This is a genomic window from Streptomyces hygroscopicus subsp. hygroscopicus, assembly GCF_001553455.1.
Lineage (GTDB): Bacteria > Actinomycetota > Actinomycetes > Streptomycetales > Streptomycetaceae > Streptomyces > Streptomyces hygroscopicus.
Genome location: NZ_BBOX01000212.1, coordinates 37,750 through 50,593 on the forward strand (window position 1 = coordinate 37,750; position 12,844 = coordinate 50,593).

General features: G+C 73.7%; 13 protein-coding genes. 6 read left to right on the top strand and 7 right to left on the bottom strand.

All coding sequences use genetic code 11. The annotated features are described in order from the left end of the window. Nucleotides 1-322: 322 nt before the first annotated feature. Entirely contained in the window at nucleotides 323-1,186 is an 864-nt protein-coding gene (locus AXW62_RS22215) for a helix-turn-helix transcriptional regulator (protein ID WP_060946079.1), read from the bottom strand. A gap of 263 nt (nucleotides 1,187-1,449) precedes the next feature. Between AXW62_RS22215 and AXW62_RS22220 the strand changes: the two genes are divergently transcribed. After that, a complete protein-coding gene (locus AXW62_RS22220) occupies nucleotides 1,450-1,665 on the top strand; it encodes a tautomerase family protein (protein ID WP_030830813.1) in 216 nt (71 codons plus the stop codon). Nucleotides 1,666-2,454: 789 nt separating this feature from the next. Here the strand turns inward: AXW62_RS22220 and AXW62_RS22225 are convergent. Then, entirely contained in the window at nucleotides 2,455-3,015 is a 561-nt protein-coding gene (locus AXW62_RS22225; RefSeq protein WP_030830811.1) for a TetR/AcrR family transcriptional regulator, read from the bottom strand. Nucleotides 3,016-3,041: 26 nt separating this feature from the next. After that, nucleotides 3,042-3,515 carry a nuclear transport factor 2 family protein gene (locus AXW62_RS22230; RefSeq protein ID WP_060946080.1) on the bottom strand — a complete coding sequence of 158 codons (474 nt, stop codon included), beginning with the start codon at nucleotides 3,513-3,515 and terminating at the stop codon, nucleotides 3,042-3,044. A gap of 261 nt (nucleotides 3,516-3,776) precedes the next feature. On the opposite strand from AXW62_RS22230, the gene AXW62_RS22235 reads away from it, so the two are divergent. After that, complete coding sequence (locus AXW62_RS22235; RefSeq protein WP_242438245.1) at nucleotides 3,777-5,114, top strand: FAD-binding oxidoreductase; 1,338 nt, start codon at nucleotides 3,777-3,779, stop codon at nucleotides 5,112-5,114. Between the two features lie 291 nt (nucleotides 5,115-5,405). Here AXW62_RS22235 and AXW62_RS22240 read toward each other — a convergent pair whose 3' ends face one another. The 4 genes from AXW62_RS22240 to AXW62_RS22255 all read right to left on the bottom strand — a co-directional run bounded on the left by AXW62_RS22240 (nucleotide 5,406) and on the right by AXW62_RS22255 (nucleotide 9,631). After that, on the bottom strand, nucleotides 5,406-6,743 hold the full coding sequence (locus tag AXW62_RS22240; RefSeq protein WP_060946082.1) for an MFS transporter: 1,338 nt from the start codon (nucleotides 6,741-6,743) through the stop codon (nucleotides 5,406-5,408). Nucleotides 6,744-7,022: 279 nt separating this feature from the next. Beyond that, nucleotides 7,023-7,814, bottom strand: coding sequence for a thioesterase family protein (locus AXW62_RS22245; protein WP_060946083.1), 792 nt, complete (start codon nucleotides 7,812-7,814; stop codon nucleotides 7,023-7,025). A gap of 386 nt (nucleotides 7,815-8,200) precedes the next feature. After that, nucleotides 8,201-8,560 carry an ArsR/SmtB family transcription factor gene (locus AXW62_RS22250; RefSeq protein WP_060946084.1) on the bottom strand — a complete coding sequence of 120 codons (360 nt, stop codon included), beginning with the start codon at nucleotides 8,558-8,560 and terminating at the stop codon, nucleotides 8,201-8,203. Nucleotides 8,561-9,073: 513 nt separating this feature from the next. Next, nucleotides 9,074-9,631, bottom strand: coding sequence for a TetR/AcrR family transcriptional regulator (locus AXW62_RS22255; RefSeq protein WP_244503139.1), 558 nt, complete (start codon nucleotides 9,629-9,631; stop codon nucleotides 9,074-9,076). 143 nt (nucleotides 9,632-9,774) lie between these two features. Here AXW62_RS22255 and AXW62_RS22260 point away from each other — a divergent pair, with 143 nt between their 5' ends. The 4 genes from AXW62_RS22260 to AXW62_RS22275 all read left to right on the top strand — a co-directional run. Next, nucleotides 9,775-10,623, top strand: a complete 849-nt coding sequence (locus AXW62_RS22260; RefSeq protein WP_060946086.1) for an SDR family oxidoreductase — start codon at nucleotides 9,775-9,777, stop codon at nucleotides 10,621-10,623. A gap of 171 nt (nucleotides 10,624-10,794) precedes the next feature. Continuing rightward, the gene (locus AXW62_RS22265) at nucleotides 10,795-11,571 is read left to right on the top strand and encodes an SDR family NAD(P)-dependent oxidoreductase (protein ID WP_060946087.1); all 777 of its coding nucleotides are present in this window, start codon (nucleotides 10,795-10,797) and stop codon (nucleotides 11,569-11,571) included. A gap of 67 nt (nucleotides 11,572-11,638) precedes the next feature. Further along, nucleotides 11,639-12,022: an ArsR/SmtB family transcription factor gene (locus AXW62_RS22270; RefSeq protein ID WP_060946088.1), complete on the top strand. Its 384-nt coding sequence runs from the start codon at nucleotides 11,639-11,641 to the stop codon at nucleotides 12,020-12,022. Next, nucleotides 12,019-12,844: APC family permease (locus tag AXW62_RS22275; protein ID WP_060946089.1), on the top strand; the 826-nt coding region annotated here is incomplete at its 3' end. The genes AXW62_RS22270 and AXW62_RS22275, both read left to right, overlap by 4 nt.

Sequence of the window (12,844 nt, forward strand, 5' to 3'; positions counted from 1 at the left end):
GACCGGCGGGCCCGCCACCGGTGCCGTGACACCGCACCGGAGCGAGTCCGCTCGTACTGCGACAGGGTTCCCGGTGTCGGGCCGGGCGCTCGCTCCCGACGCCGAACGTCACCACGTTGGCACGGTCACGGTTGGCACGATCACGGGGCCGTGCCCGGCCCCGCATGCCCCGAAGCCGCCACTCCGGCCCGAAGCCGCTACTCCGGCCCGAAGCGTCGCTTTGATCCCGAAGGCCGTCGCCCCGGTTCCGGTGGCCGCCGCCGCTCCGCCCCGGCCCCGGGGGACGACCCAGCCCCGGGGGACGACCCGGCAGGGCGGCGGATCATGGTGCCGCGCTGTTCTCGCTGGTCGTCATGTCCTGGGTGCCGATGACCGAGAGAAGCTCCAGCTGGGCGGCGCCCTCGGTGCCGGGCGGGGCGTTGAACCACAGCAGGCGCTGGCGGCCGTCCTCGCTGAACAGGGCGTGGCAGTCCAGCTCGATGACGCCCAGCGCGGGATGGACGATGCGCTTGTGGTCGGTCCGCCGGAGGGCGACGTCATGGGTGTCCCAGAGGGCGGCGAACTCCTCGTTGCGGCGCCGGAGCGCGGTCACCATCCGCTGCACCTCGCTGTCGTTGCCGCGCCGGGCGGCGACGGCCTGGAGGTCGGCGACGAAGACCCGGGAGTGGTGGGGGTGGTCCTCGGGCGGGTAGAGCGCACGGGCGTCCGGGTCGGTGAACCACCGGTAGACGAAGCTCGCCGCGGGCCCGCGCACCGCCTGGGAACGGCCGACCAGCGCGGCGGCCAGCTCGTTCTGGACGAGGGTCTGGTGCAGGTCGGTGATGATCTGGGCGGGGGTGGTGGTGAGCCGGTCCAGCAGGCCGAGCAGGGCCGGCTGGACCTGCGCGGCCGGGCCGTGCGTCGCCGGGGGCACGGGGCGGTCGGCGAGGTGGAACAGATGGTCGCGTTCGTCGCCGTTCAGCCGCAGCGCGCGGGCCAGGGCGGTCAGCACCTGGGCCGAGGGCTGGGCGCCGCGTCCGCGTTCCAGCTCGGTGTAGTAGTCCGCGGACAGTCCGGCCAGCTGGGAGACCTCCTCGCGCCGCAAGCCGGGCACCCGGCGCCGCGGGCCGGTGGGCAGACCGACGTCGGCCGGGCGGATCCGGTCGCGCCGGGACTTCAGGAACGCGGCGAGTTCGGAATGGTTCACACCCCCATGGTCCCTGGTACCCGGGGGCTGAGCCAGGGGCTGACAACCCCTGGGTGGGGACAGCCCTGGTTGCCACGGAAACCCCGGTCCAGGCTGGGGACATCCCCGGGGCACGGCGGTGACGGAGGCCGGAGCCCCGGGGGCCACGAGCTCCGCACGACCGGCCGCGGTCGCCGGCCGCGGCGGTTTCCTCCGCCGTGGCGGGCCGGACGGCCCGCTCACCGGGGAGCTCCCCGCCACCATGGCTACGAAGGAGAACGACCATGCCATTCGCGAATTTCAAGGTTCCCGCCGGATCCCTGGACGAGAAGCAGAAGCAGGAGATCGTCACCCGCGCCACCGAGCTGTACGTCGATATCTACGGTGAGCGCGCCCGGGCCAACACCATGGTCCTGGTCGAGGAGGTCACCGACGGCGGCTGGGGCATCGGCGGCAACGTCCTGACCCTGGCCATGCTCCAGCAGCCGCCCGGCGACTGACCCCGGCCCGCCGCGGGGCCCCGCACTGGCGGGACCCCATACCTGCGGGGGCGTCGGCTACCGGGGTGTCGGCTACTGGGGTGTCGGCTACCGGGGGCGTCGGCCACCGGGGGTGTCGGCCGCAGGGGTGTCGGCTACCGGGTCGTCGGCCACCAGGGTGTCGGCTACCGGGGGTGTCGGCTACCGGGGGCGTTGGCCGCCGGGGCGTCGGCCACTCGGGGTGTCGGCTACCGGGGCGTCGGCCACTCGGAGTGTCGGCTGCTCGGGCCGGTGTGCCGTCGGCTGCCGCTCGAAGGGGACGGCTGCCTCCTCGGCTCCTCGGCTCCTCGGCTCCTCGGCGCCCCGGGCGGCACCGCCGCCCGGGGGCGGTCGTGCCCGCAGGCGCTCGGCGGGCGACGGCGCCCGTCCCGCGGGTGTCGGGTGTGGAGGGTGACGCGGGTGCGGTCCGCTGACCGACCGTGAGGCCGACCGGACATCGTCCGAGCCGACGAACCCACCGGCACCCTCGCCTCGCACCGGCACCCTCGCCTCCCACCGGCGAGCGGACCTGCCCGTACACCGCCGGTTACGGTCCTTTCCGCGCAGGCATCGCGACCGGCTGTCCGGCAATCACCGCACGGCCAGGGCGGTTCGCGGTCCGGACCGGCCGGGCGATGGGCCTGGGCCGTATGCGCTCGCGGCGGCGCGGGCGCGGAGTGGCGCTCCGCCGCGTGTCCCGCGGCGAGCGCCCGGCCGGACCGGGCCCAGGGGCTGCCGTGGGCCGCTTTCGCACGAGAGACAGCAGGACGGTCACCGCTGTGCCGCCTTCAGCAGCACGCGTGCGGCCTCTCCCGCCCGCCGCGCGGGTTCGGCGCTGCCGGTGATGGCCGCGGTGGTGATGGCCCCTTCGGCGAGCAGCGCCAAGTGGTCGGCGAGCGAGGCCGGTTTGCCCGCGGCCGCCGTCAGCTCGGCGAGGTACCGGACGAACGCCTCCTTGTGCGCCCGTGCCGTCTCGGCGACGGCGGAGGAGGTGGCGCCGAGCTCCCCGAAGGAGTTGCTGAAGGCGCAACCGCGGAACTCCGGCTCGCCGAACCACTCGTGGAGCCAGTCGAAGACCGCCAGGATGCGCTCCTCGGGGGTGTCCCGGGCGTCGGCGTACGCGGCCAGCTTCTGCCGCCACCGGACGTCGCGCCGGCGCAGATACGCCTGCACCAGGTCCCCTTTGGACGGGAAGAGCCGGTAGAGCCGCTTGAGGGAGACACCCGACGCGGAGCGGATCTCGTCCATGCCCACCGCCTGGATCCCACGCCCGTAGAACAGGGCCTCGGCCGCGTCGAGTATCCGCAGCTCCGCCGTCTCGGCACTGATCATCTCGCCGTCCTCCTGGTGCCGGGCGGTCAGAGGCCGAGGTCGCTCAGACCGGGGTGGTCGTCGGGGCGGCGCCCGAGCGGCCAGTGGTACAGCCGCTCCGACTCCTTGATGGGGAGGTCGTTGATGGAGGCGTGGCGGCGGCTCATCAGCCCGGACTCGTCGAACTCCCAGTTCTCGTTGCCGTAGGAGCGGAACCAGTTGCCGGAGCCGTCGTGGCACTCGTAGGCGAAGCGCACGGCGATGCGGTTGCCGTCGAAGGCCCACAGCTCCTTGATGAGCCGGTAGTCCAGCTCTCTCGCCCATTTGCGGGTGAGGAAGGCGATGATCTCGTCACGTCCGGTGGCGAACTCCGCGCGGTTCCGCCACCGCGAGTCGACGGTGTAGGCCAGGGCGACCTTCTCCGGATCACGGGAGTTCCAGCCGTCCTCCGCCAGACGGACCTTCTGGATCGCGGTCTCCCGGGTGAACGGGGGGAGCGGGGGGCGTGGAGCGTCGGTCACTGCGTCTCCTTGAGCCGTGCGGGGGAGCGGGGAACGGGGGTGTGGAGAACGGGGTGTGGAGAACGGGGTGTGGAGAACGCGCGTTCTCCTCTTCCGGTGGCAACAGTAGGAGAACGATGGTTCTCGCGCAAGGCGGGGGTGGCGTTCACCGGTCCCCGCGGCGGTGGGTACCGTGCGAGCGGGGAAGACCGTGCTCGACGACAAGGCAGGGGACCGGGCGTGTTGATCGATGATCTGCGGCAGGAGCTGCCGGACGGCCGGATGGTCGAGGACCCCGGCGTGGCCGCCGGATTCGTCCACGACGAGGCGGAGTGGGCGCCGTACGGCACGCCCCGCGTGGTGGTGCGGCCACGCACGGCGGAGGAAGTCCGTTCCGTGGTGCGCGCCTGCGTACGGCACGGTGTTCCGCTGGTCACCCGGGGTGCCGGTACCGGCCTCTCCGGTGGCGCCAACGCCGTCGAGGGCTGCGTGGTGCTCTCCACCGAGGCCATGAACACCATCCACGAGATCGATCCCGTGGAGCGCCTCGCGGTCGTCGGACCCGGTGTGGTCAACGACGACCTGCGGGCCGCCTGTGCCGAGCACGGTCTCTGGTACCCGCCGGATCCGGCGAGCGCGCCCTGGTCCACCATCGGCGGCAACGTGGCGACCAACGCGGGCGGGCTGTGCTGTGTGAAGTACGGCGTCACCCGCGACTACGTGCTCGGCCTGGAAGTGGTCACCGGCACCGGTGAGCTCGTGCGGCTCGGCCGCAGGACCGCCAAGGGCGTCGCCGGATACGACCTGGCGGGGCTGATGGTCGGCTCCGAAGGCACCCTGGGAGTGATCACCGAGGTCACGGTGCGGCTGCGGCCCCAGCGTGAGGCGGAGCGCACGGTCGCCGGGTACTTCTCCTCGGTGGTGGCCGCGGGCCGCGCGGTAGCGGCGATCGGGGCCGCGGGGCTGACCCCGTCCGCGCTGGAACTGATCGACCGCCACTGCCTCGCCGCGGTCGACAAGTGGAAGAACATGGGGCTGTCCGTCGACGCGGACGTGGTGCTCCTCGGGCGGACGGACGCCCCGGGCCCGGCCGGTGCGCAGGAGGCCGAGCGGATGCTCGCCTGTTTCGAGGAGGCGGGCGCGACCTGGGCCGCGCAGTCCACCGACCAGGAGGAGGCCGACGCGCTGTTCTCGGCCAGGCGGCTCGCCTATCCGGCGTTGGAGCGGCTGGGCCCGGTGCTCACCGAGGACGTGTGCGTGCCCAAGGCGGCCGTACCGGAGATGCTGGCGCGGATCGAGCGTGCCGCCACCCGCCATGACACGCTCATCGCCAACATCGCCCACGCCGGTGACGGCAACCTCCACCCGCTGCTGATCACCCAGCCCGGCGACACGGCGGCCCGGGAGCGGGCCCAGGCCGCGTTCCACGAGATCATCGCGGACGCGATCGAGCTCGGCGGCACGGTCACCGGCGAACACGGCGTGGGGCTGCTGAAGCGGGACGGCCTGGAGCAGGAACTCACCCCGGCGGTCCTGGACCTGCACCGGGCCGTCAAGGCGGCCCTCGACCCGCACGGGATCCTCAACCCGGGCAAGGTCGTCAAGCCCATCACCGGCTGAGGTGTCGGGCCGGGGGCTGTCGGGCTGGGGGCTGGTGGCTGTCGGGCTGGGGGTTGAGGGCTACGGCTGTCGGGCTGGCGGCTGATGGGCTGGTTTCGGGCTGGGGGTTGAGGGCTACGGCTTCTCGGGCTGAGGGGCAGAGGCTGGTGGGGCCCGCGGGCCCAAGGCCCGTGGTGGTCGCGGGCCACGGGCTGCGGGCCGCGGGCTGAGCCCGTGGCGGGCGGGCGCCGACCGGCTCCGTCCCGAGGAGCCGCGCGGCGCGGTGTCCCCGACGCTCCCGTGGGACGTCGCTCAGGAGGTGTCCGCCGTCCGTAGCGACTCGGGCCGGGCGTCGGGGGCGGTGTGCTCATCGCGTATCGCCGTGGCGCCGTGCGGTGCGATCCGCCCGCGCAGGGACACCACGGTCAGCAGCGCCAGGGCCGTGCCGATGAGCGGCACCGTGAAGGCGGCGCTCGCGCCGAAGCCGTCGGCCAGCCGTCCGCCCGCCGTCACCGCCGCGGCCTGCCCCAGCGCGACCGCTCCGGTCAGCCAGGTGAACGCCTCGGTCCGGGACGTGGCCGGGACCAGCGCCTCCACCAGGGTGTAGCCGGTGATCAGCGCAGGTGCCACGCACAGCCCCGCCAGCAGTCCGAGCCCGCCCAGCGGCAGTGGCGTCGGCACCGCCCACAGGGTCGAGCAGACCAGTGCCAGCGCGGCGTAGGAGGTCAGCAGCCGCCGCCGCGGGGAGACGCGCCAGGCGATGGCACCGCAGGCCACGCCCGAGAGCATGTTGCCCGCCGCGAAGACGCCGTACAGCACGCCGTTCAGGCCCGGTTGACCGTGTTCCTGGGTGAAGGCGGTCAGGGCGACCTGCATACCGCCGAAGACCGAGCCGATGCCCAGGAAGGCCACGGCCAGGACACGCACGCCCGGTATGGACAGGGCCGAGGCGTGCCGTTCCCGCGCGTCCGCCCGCACCGGGGCCGGTGGCGGTGCGGTGCGGCGCTGGGCCGCGAAGAGCAGTCCGCCCACCAGCGTCAGCGCGGCCTCCGCGATCAGCCCGGAGGAGGGGTGCACACCGGTGCTCAAGGCGGTCGCGAGCACGGGGCCGATGACGAACGTCAACTCGTCGGTCACCGACTCGAACGCGGCCGCGGTCGCCAGGAGCGGCCGGTGGTCCGGACGCGCCCCGGACCCGTCCTGGGCGCCGTCCCCGAGGACGGCCGCCCAGCGGGCCCGCACCATGGGCCCGATCTGCGGGACGGAGGCGCCCGTCGGCACCGCGGCGGCGATCAGGGCCCACAGCGGAGCGTGTGCCAGCGCGAGCGTTGTCAGCAGGGCTGCGGCCGCCGCGTGGATCAGCACCCCCGGCACCAGCACGGCGCTCTGCCCGTAGCGGTCGGCGAGCTTGCCGCTCCTGGGCGCGAACAGCGCCATGGAGACGCCGGTGACGGCCGCGACCGCGCCGGCGGTGCCGTACGACCCGGTGGTGTGGCGCAGCAGGAGCACGATGCTGATCGTCAGCATCGCGAACGGCTGCCGGGCGGCGAACCCGGGTAGCAGGAAGGTCCAAGCGCCCGGTGTGCGCAGCAGGTGCCCGTAGCCGACGCGCCGGGCGGGAGGGGTGGTCCCGGGGACCGTGGATGCCACGGCCGATGCCTTTCCGCCGCCTGGTAGCGCGCCCCGGCCGACGTGGCGGAGTGCGCCGAGAGCTGTCCTCTCGCGCGGGACCGGGGTAGATACCGGGTCCGCGCCGACCGGGGGCATCAGGACCGCGGCCGCCGAGCGGTCGCGCCAGCTCTGCGTCAGGCAGAGTTGGTTCGTTGCTTGCGGCGTTCATCGTACAGGGGCGCCGCCACCTCGCCGGTGGCGGCCTGTCCCGTGCGCGGTCGGCCTGTCCCGTGCGCGGTCGGCCTGTCCCGTGCGCGGTCAGGGGCTGGGCAGGGGGCGGACGGTGAGGATCTGCTGGGCGTGTCCGACCGGGCCGCCCAGGTCGTGCAGCACGGTGCTGGTGATGCCCTGGCCGGTGCCGCCGAAGGTGACCGTGGTGTCCAGGCCGGCCCAGGGGCCCTCGGGCTGGCGGTGCAGGTGGAGGGTCAGGTCGACGTTGGGGAACATCCAGGCGGTGGGCGGCTGACGTACGGCGATGCCGTTGGCGGTGTCGACGAGCGCGACGTACGAGGCCAGCGGGGTGCTGGTCTGCCCGGCGACGAGGGCGAGCGGGGTGGAGACCCAGACGGTCGCGCGGCCCGGCCGGGGCGGGGCGACCGGACGGGAGTCCAGGGAGGCGATGTACCCGCCGGGCCACATGGTGGTCATCGGCCGGGGGTCGAGTGCCTCCGGAGGGGTGAGCCGGTCATCGGCGCCGCCGGCGACGGCGGTGGTGTCCACGGCGGCCAGGAGCCAGGCGCGGGCCCGGACCACCGGGCGGTCGGCTATGCGCACGACGGCCTCGAGCAGTTCGATGGTGCGGCCGGGCCGGACGGTCTCCACCCGGATCTCGCACTCGTCGAGGGCGAGGCGCCCGAGGATGTCGAAGCTGATCCGGCTGAGCAGCAGCCCGGTGTGCGGACGCCCTGCGAGGTAGCGGTCGATGGCGTGGACGATGAGGCCGCCGAGCGGGCTGAAGTGCTGTTCGTCGGTGTTCCACGCGCCGCTCGCGTGGCCGGTGGGCTTGTAGCGGTACTCATCGATCGGCTCGTAGTAGCTGTCGGCGGTCAAGGGGGGCTTCTCCTCGGGCGGAACGTCGTGGTGGTGACCAGTGGTGATCAGCGGTGATCAAAGGGGCCGTGACCAGGATGACGTACGCGGCGGTGCGGTGGTCCACGCACCCGGCCGGAGCCGTGGCCGTACGGCCCGCCGAGACGGGCTGCTGGACGCCGCTGGGGTGCGCTGAGCCGTCGCTGTTGCCGGTGCCGGTGCCGGTGCCGTTGCCGTCGCCGTTCCGTTGCCGTCGTCGCTGTCGCTGTCGCTGTCGCTGTCGCTGTCGCCGTCGCCGTTGCCCCGAGCCGTCGTCGGCTCGGTATGAGGAAGGGTGTGGGGGTGCGAAATTGTGCGGACCCTGGGGGATTGCCCCAGAGGGCGGCCGCATGCCCGCACCGTGACGCTCAGTCGTGCGGCGGGGCCCCGGTGACCATGTGATCCGCGTGGTTGACGGCCTCGATGACCAGCCGCCGCAGATGGCCGTCGTGGAGCGAGTACACCGAGCGGCGGCCCTCCTTGCGCACCTGGACCAGCCCGGCCAGCCGCAGCTTGGCCAGATGCTGGCTCACCGCCGGGCGGGCCGCCCCACTGGCCTCGGTGAGGGTGTTGACATCGGCCTCGCCCCGGGCGAGGGACCACACCAGGTGCAGTCGGGTCGGGTCGGAGAGCAGCGAGAAGACGTTGGCGGCCGTGGAGAACTGCGCCGCGCCGCTGGGGTGCGTATGCGACCGGGTCGCAGGTGGGGAGGGTTCGCTGACCGGCATGTGCCCATCGTAGGGCGGCGGGCCGAGGGCACCCCCTGCTCCGGCCCGCACGCTCCTGGACGGCGCCCGGCCGGGTGCGGTTGCGGATGAGGCGCAGTCCTGCGGGGTTGCGGATGGGGCTCGGCCCCGCAGGGTCGCGGTCGGCGCCCGGCCGGGTGCGGTTGCGGTCGGGGCTCGGCCCTGCAGGGTCGCAGACCGAGTGCGGCGTCGCGGGGTTGTGGTCGGCGCCCGGCCGGGTGCAGTTGCGGACGGCGCCCGGCCCTGCAGGGTTGCGGATGGGGTGCGGCCTTGCGGGGTCGCGGTCGGGCCCGGCCCCGCAGGTCGCGGAACGGAGCTTGGCCCCGCAGGGTCGCAGACCGGGTGCGGCGTCGCGGGGTTGCGGTCGGCGCCCGGCCCCGCAGGAGCGCGGACGGTGCCCGCCCCCGCAGGGTTGCGGATGGGGCGCGCCGTCGCAGGGTCGCGGTCGGCGCCCGGTCCCGCGCGGGTCCGGACGGCATCAGCCTCTGGCCCCGACTACCCGCCTGCCCGCAGACCGTCGAGCAGAACGGTCAGCACCGGGCGGTGACCGTGTGCGGAATCAGGCTCAAGCCCCAGCACGCACCCCTGCACCGTCGCGGCCCCCGTCAGTCGCAGCACCTCCTGCCAGGCGAGGTCCCGGCGCAGGCGCCCCTCGTCCTGGGCGCGTTCGATGACCCGTTGGGAGAGACCGAGGAGCTGGTGGCGCTGCTCGGCGATGGCGGGCCCGCCATGCTGGTCCAGGGAGCCGGACAGTCCCGCGTTCTGCGCGGTGCGCACGGCCAGGCCGGTGAACAGCAGCGAGAAACCCTCCCAGGCGTCTTCGCAGCTCAGGGCCTGGTGTGCGGTGGCGATCAGCTCGGCGAGGATGTCGGCCAGCACCGCCGCCATGAGCTGGTCGCGATCGGGGTAGCGCCGGTAGACGGTCCCCACACCGACACCGGCCTCCCGCGCAATCTCGTGATAGCTCACGCCCAGCCCGTTGGCCGCGACGGCGCGGCGCGCTGCCGCCAGGACACGCGCGGCATTGCGCTGCGCATCGACGCGCACGGGCATCGCTGTCTCCTGGGCCGCTGCAGGCTGCTCCGCGTTCATGCCCCCACCCTACCCGCAAGTGGACAAGAGTTGTCCGTTTCTCTACGCTGAAGAAAGCGGACAGATCCTGTCCGTTTAGTGGACTCGTACGGGAGGTGCGGAGCGTGGACACCCGTGTATGGCTGATCACCGGTGCGTCCGGCGGTCTGGGCCGGGCGCTGGTAGCCGAGGTTCTGGGCGCGGGCGAGCGAGTAGTCGCCGTCTCGCGCGACGACGAGCCGCTGCGGCCGCTGGCCGCTGACCACCCAGGACGCCTGCTCACCAGCAGCGTGGACATCACCGACGCCGACGCGCTTCGGCAGGTCCTCGATGGCGCGATCGCGCGATTCGGCCGCCTCGACGTCGTCGTCAACAACGCCGGCTACGCGCTGGCGGGCCCACTGGAGGAGCTGGACGACGCGGAGCTGCGCGCTCAGTTCGAGGTGAACTTCTTCGCCGCCGTCAACGTCCTGCGCGCCGCTCTGCCGCATCTGCGCGCAGCGAAGGCGGGCCGCGTGCTGCAGATCAGCTCGCTGGCGGGGCAGATCGGCGCCCCCGGGATGAGCGCCTACACGGCCAGCAAGCACGCTCTGGAAGGTCTGAGCGTCTCAGTGGCCGCCGAACTCGCGCCGCTGGGCATCCGGACGACCATCGTGGAGCCCGGAGCATCCCGCACCGGCTTCCGTGCCAACTGGGCGAGCCGGCTGCCCACCGGCGGTGCCATCCCCGACTACCTTCCCGTGCACGAAGCGCTGGCGCGGTCCGCCGGCGCCGCGGGAGGCCAGGTCGGCGACCCCGTCCGCATGGCCCAGGCCCTCGTCGCCCTGGCCGACATGCCAAACCCCCCGCTGCGCCTCCCCCTGGGCAGCGACGCCCTTGCCGGTATCGAGAACACCCGCAGCGACCAGCTCGCAGAGCTACGCCGATACGCGCCTCTGAGTGCCTCCACCGATCATCCCGGTTCGCGCCTCTGAGTGCCTCCACCGATGACCCCGGTTCGCGCCTCTGAGTGCGTCCACCGATCACCACGTTCCGCGTCCCTGAGCGCGTCCACCGATCACCACGTTCCGCGCCTCTGAGCGCCTCCACCGATCACCCCGTTCCGCGTCCCCGAGCGCCTCCACCGATCACCCCATGGACCTGACATGCACGAGCACCACACCACCGCGCCCCTCGCCGTTGTCACCGGCGGCAGTGAGGGCCTTGGCCTGGCCATTGCGGACGCCTTCGCCGCGGACGGGGCGGATCTGATCCTCGTCGCCCGCAACCGCGACAAGCTCCAGGCCGCCGCCGGGGAACTGGGGCGGCACGGCACCGCCGTGCGGACCGTGGCCGCGGACCTCTCCGCGCCGGACGCCCCCGCCCGGATCGCCGCACAGGTGGCGGACCTGACCGACCGGGTGGACACCCTCGTCAACAACGTCGGCATCGCCCACTTCGCCTCCTTGGCCGACACCACCGTCGACGCGATGAACACGATGTGGCACCTCAACGTCCAGGTGCCGCTGCTGCTGAGCCAGCAACTGCTGCCCGCCCTCCTGAACGCCCGCGGAAACATCATCAACATCAGCAGCTACTGGGCCCACAAAATGGTCGCCGGGCGCTCTTCGGCCGCGTACTCCGCCACCCGCGGAGCACTCAACTCCCTGACCCGGGCCCTGGCCAACGAACTCGGCCCCCAGGGAGTCCGGGTCAACGCCATCGCCCCCGGCGCGGTCCACACCCCCACCTACGAACGCTCCTACCTCGCCCCCATGACCGCGGAGCAACGCACCGCGCACGACCGGCGGATCGAGCACTCCTACCCCCTGGGGCGCCTGGGCACCGCCCACGACATCGCCGCCGCGGCCGCCTACCTGGCCTCCGCTCAGTGGACCACCGGCGCCATCCTCGCCGTCGACGGCGGCCTCACCATCCGCTGACCCCCCCGATGTCCCCACTGGAACGCATGAAGACCTCTTCATGTAATGCTGTGGATACGATGACGTCATGGGACACGGAGCCGACAGTCAGACCACCCCGGCAGCGCATCTGGACGCGGACTCCGCCGCCACCATCGCCGCCACCCTCCAGGCCCTGGCCACCCCCTCGCGGCTGATGATCCTCACCCGGCTCCGCCAGGCCCCCTGCGCGGTGACCGAACTCGCCGAGGCGGTCGGCATGGAGCAGTCCGCGGTCTCCCACCAGCTCCGGCTGCTGCGCGCCCTCGGACTGGTCACCGGCTCGCGCCGGGGCCGCCGGATCGTCTACAGCCTCTACGACAACCACGTCGCCCAACTCCTCGACGAGGCCATCTACCACATCGAGCATCTGCGGCTCGGCGCACGCGATCTGCCGCCGGCCGCCGGCTCCGACCCGGACCGGGGCCGATGAGCGGACCGGCGGACACCCCGCCCGCACCGGGGGAGTTGCGGCGCCGCCTGGGGGTCTTCGACGCGGTCGTGGTCGGCCTGGGGTCGATGATCGGCGCGGGCGTCTTCGGGGCGCTGGGGCCCGCGGCCCGGGAGGCGGGCTCGGGGCTGCTGTTCGGCCTGGTGGCGGCCGGAGCGGTGGCGTACTGCAACGCTACCTCCTCCGCGCGTCTCGCCGCCCGCCACCCGCGCTCGGGCGGTACGTACGTCTACGGCCGTGAGCGGCTGGGCGACTTCTGGGGATATCTGGCCGGCTGGGGTTTCGTGGTCGGCAAGACCGCCTCCTGCGCGGCGATGGCCCTGACCGTCGGCTCCTACGTGTGGCCCGCCCAGGCACACGCGGTGGCGGTGGCGGCCGTGGTGGCGCTGACGGCCGTGAACTACGTCGGCGTGCACAAGGCCGCCTGGCTGACCCGGGCGATCGTGGCCGTCGTGCTCGCGGTCCTGGCCGCCGTGGTCGTCGCCCTCCTCACCTCCGGGGAGGCCGACGCCGCACGGCTGGGGATCGGTCACGACGCGACCCTCGGCGGGGTGCTGCGCGCGGGCGGCCTGCTGTTCTTCGCCTTCGCCGGATACGCCCGGATCGCCACCCTCGGCGAGGAGGTCCGCGACCCGGCCCGCACCATCCCCCGCGCCATCCCCCTCGCGCTCGGCATCACCCTGGCCGTCTACGCGGCGGTCGCCGTCGCCGCGCTGGCCGTGCTGGGCGGCGGCGGGCTGGGCGCGGCGGGCGCCCCGCTGGCCGACGCCGTACGGGCCGCCGGGCTCCCGGGGCTCGCGCCGG

Bases quoted from the DNA above. Each gene is read 5' to 3' on its own strand.
- AXW62_RS22220 (WP_030830813.1), top strand. From the start codon at position 1,450: ATGCCATTCGCGAATTTCAAGGTTCCCGCCGGATCCCTGGACGAGAAG.
- AXW62_RS22225 (WP_030830811.1), bottom strand. From the start codon at position 3,015: ATGATCAGTGCCGAGACGGCGGAGCTGCGGATACTCGACGCGGCCGAG.
- AXW62_RS22235 (WP_242438245.1), top strand. From the start codon at position 3,777: ATGGTCGAGGACCCCGGCGTGGCCGCCGGATTCGTCCACGACGAGGCG.
- AXW62_RS22250 (WP_060946084.1), bottom strand. From the start codon at position 8,560: ATGCCGGTCAGCGAACCCTCCCCACCTGCGACCCGGTCGCATACGCAC.
- AXW62_RS22255 (WP_244503139.1), bottom strand. From the start codon at position 9,631: ATGCCCGTGCGCGTCGATGCGCAGCGCAATGCCGCGCGTGTCCTGGCG.
- AXW62_RS22265 (WP_060946087.1), top strand. From the start codon at position 10,795: ATGCACGAGCACCACACCACCGCGCCCCTCGCCGTTGTCACCGGCGGC.
- AXW62_RS22270 (WP_060946088.1), top strand. From the start codon at position 11,639: ATGGGACACGGAGCCGACAGTCAGACCACCCCGGCAGCGCATCTGGAC.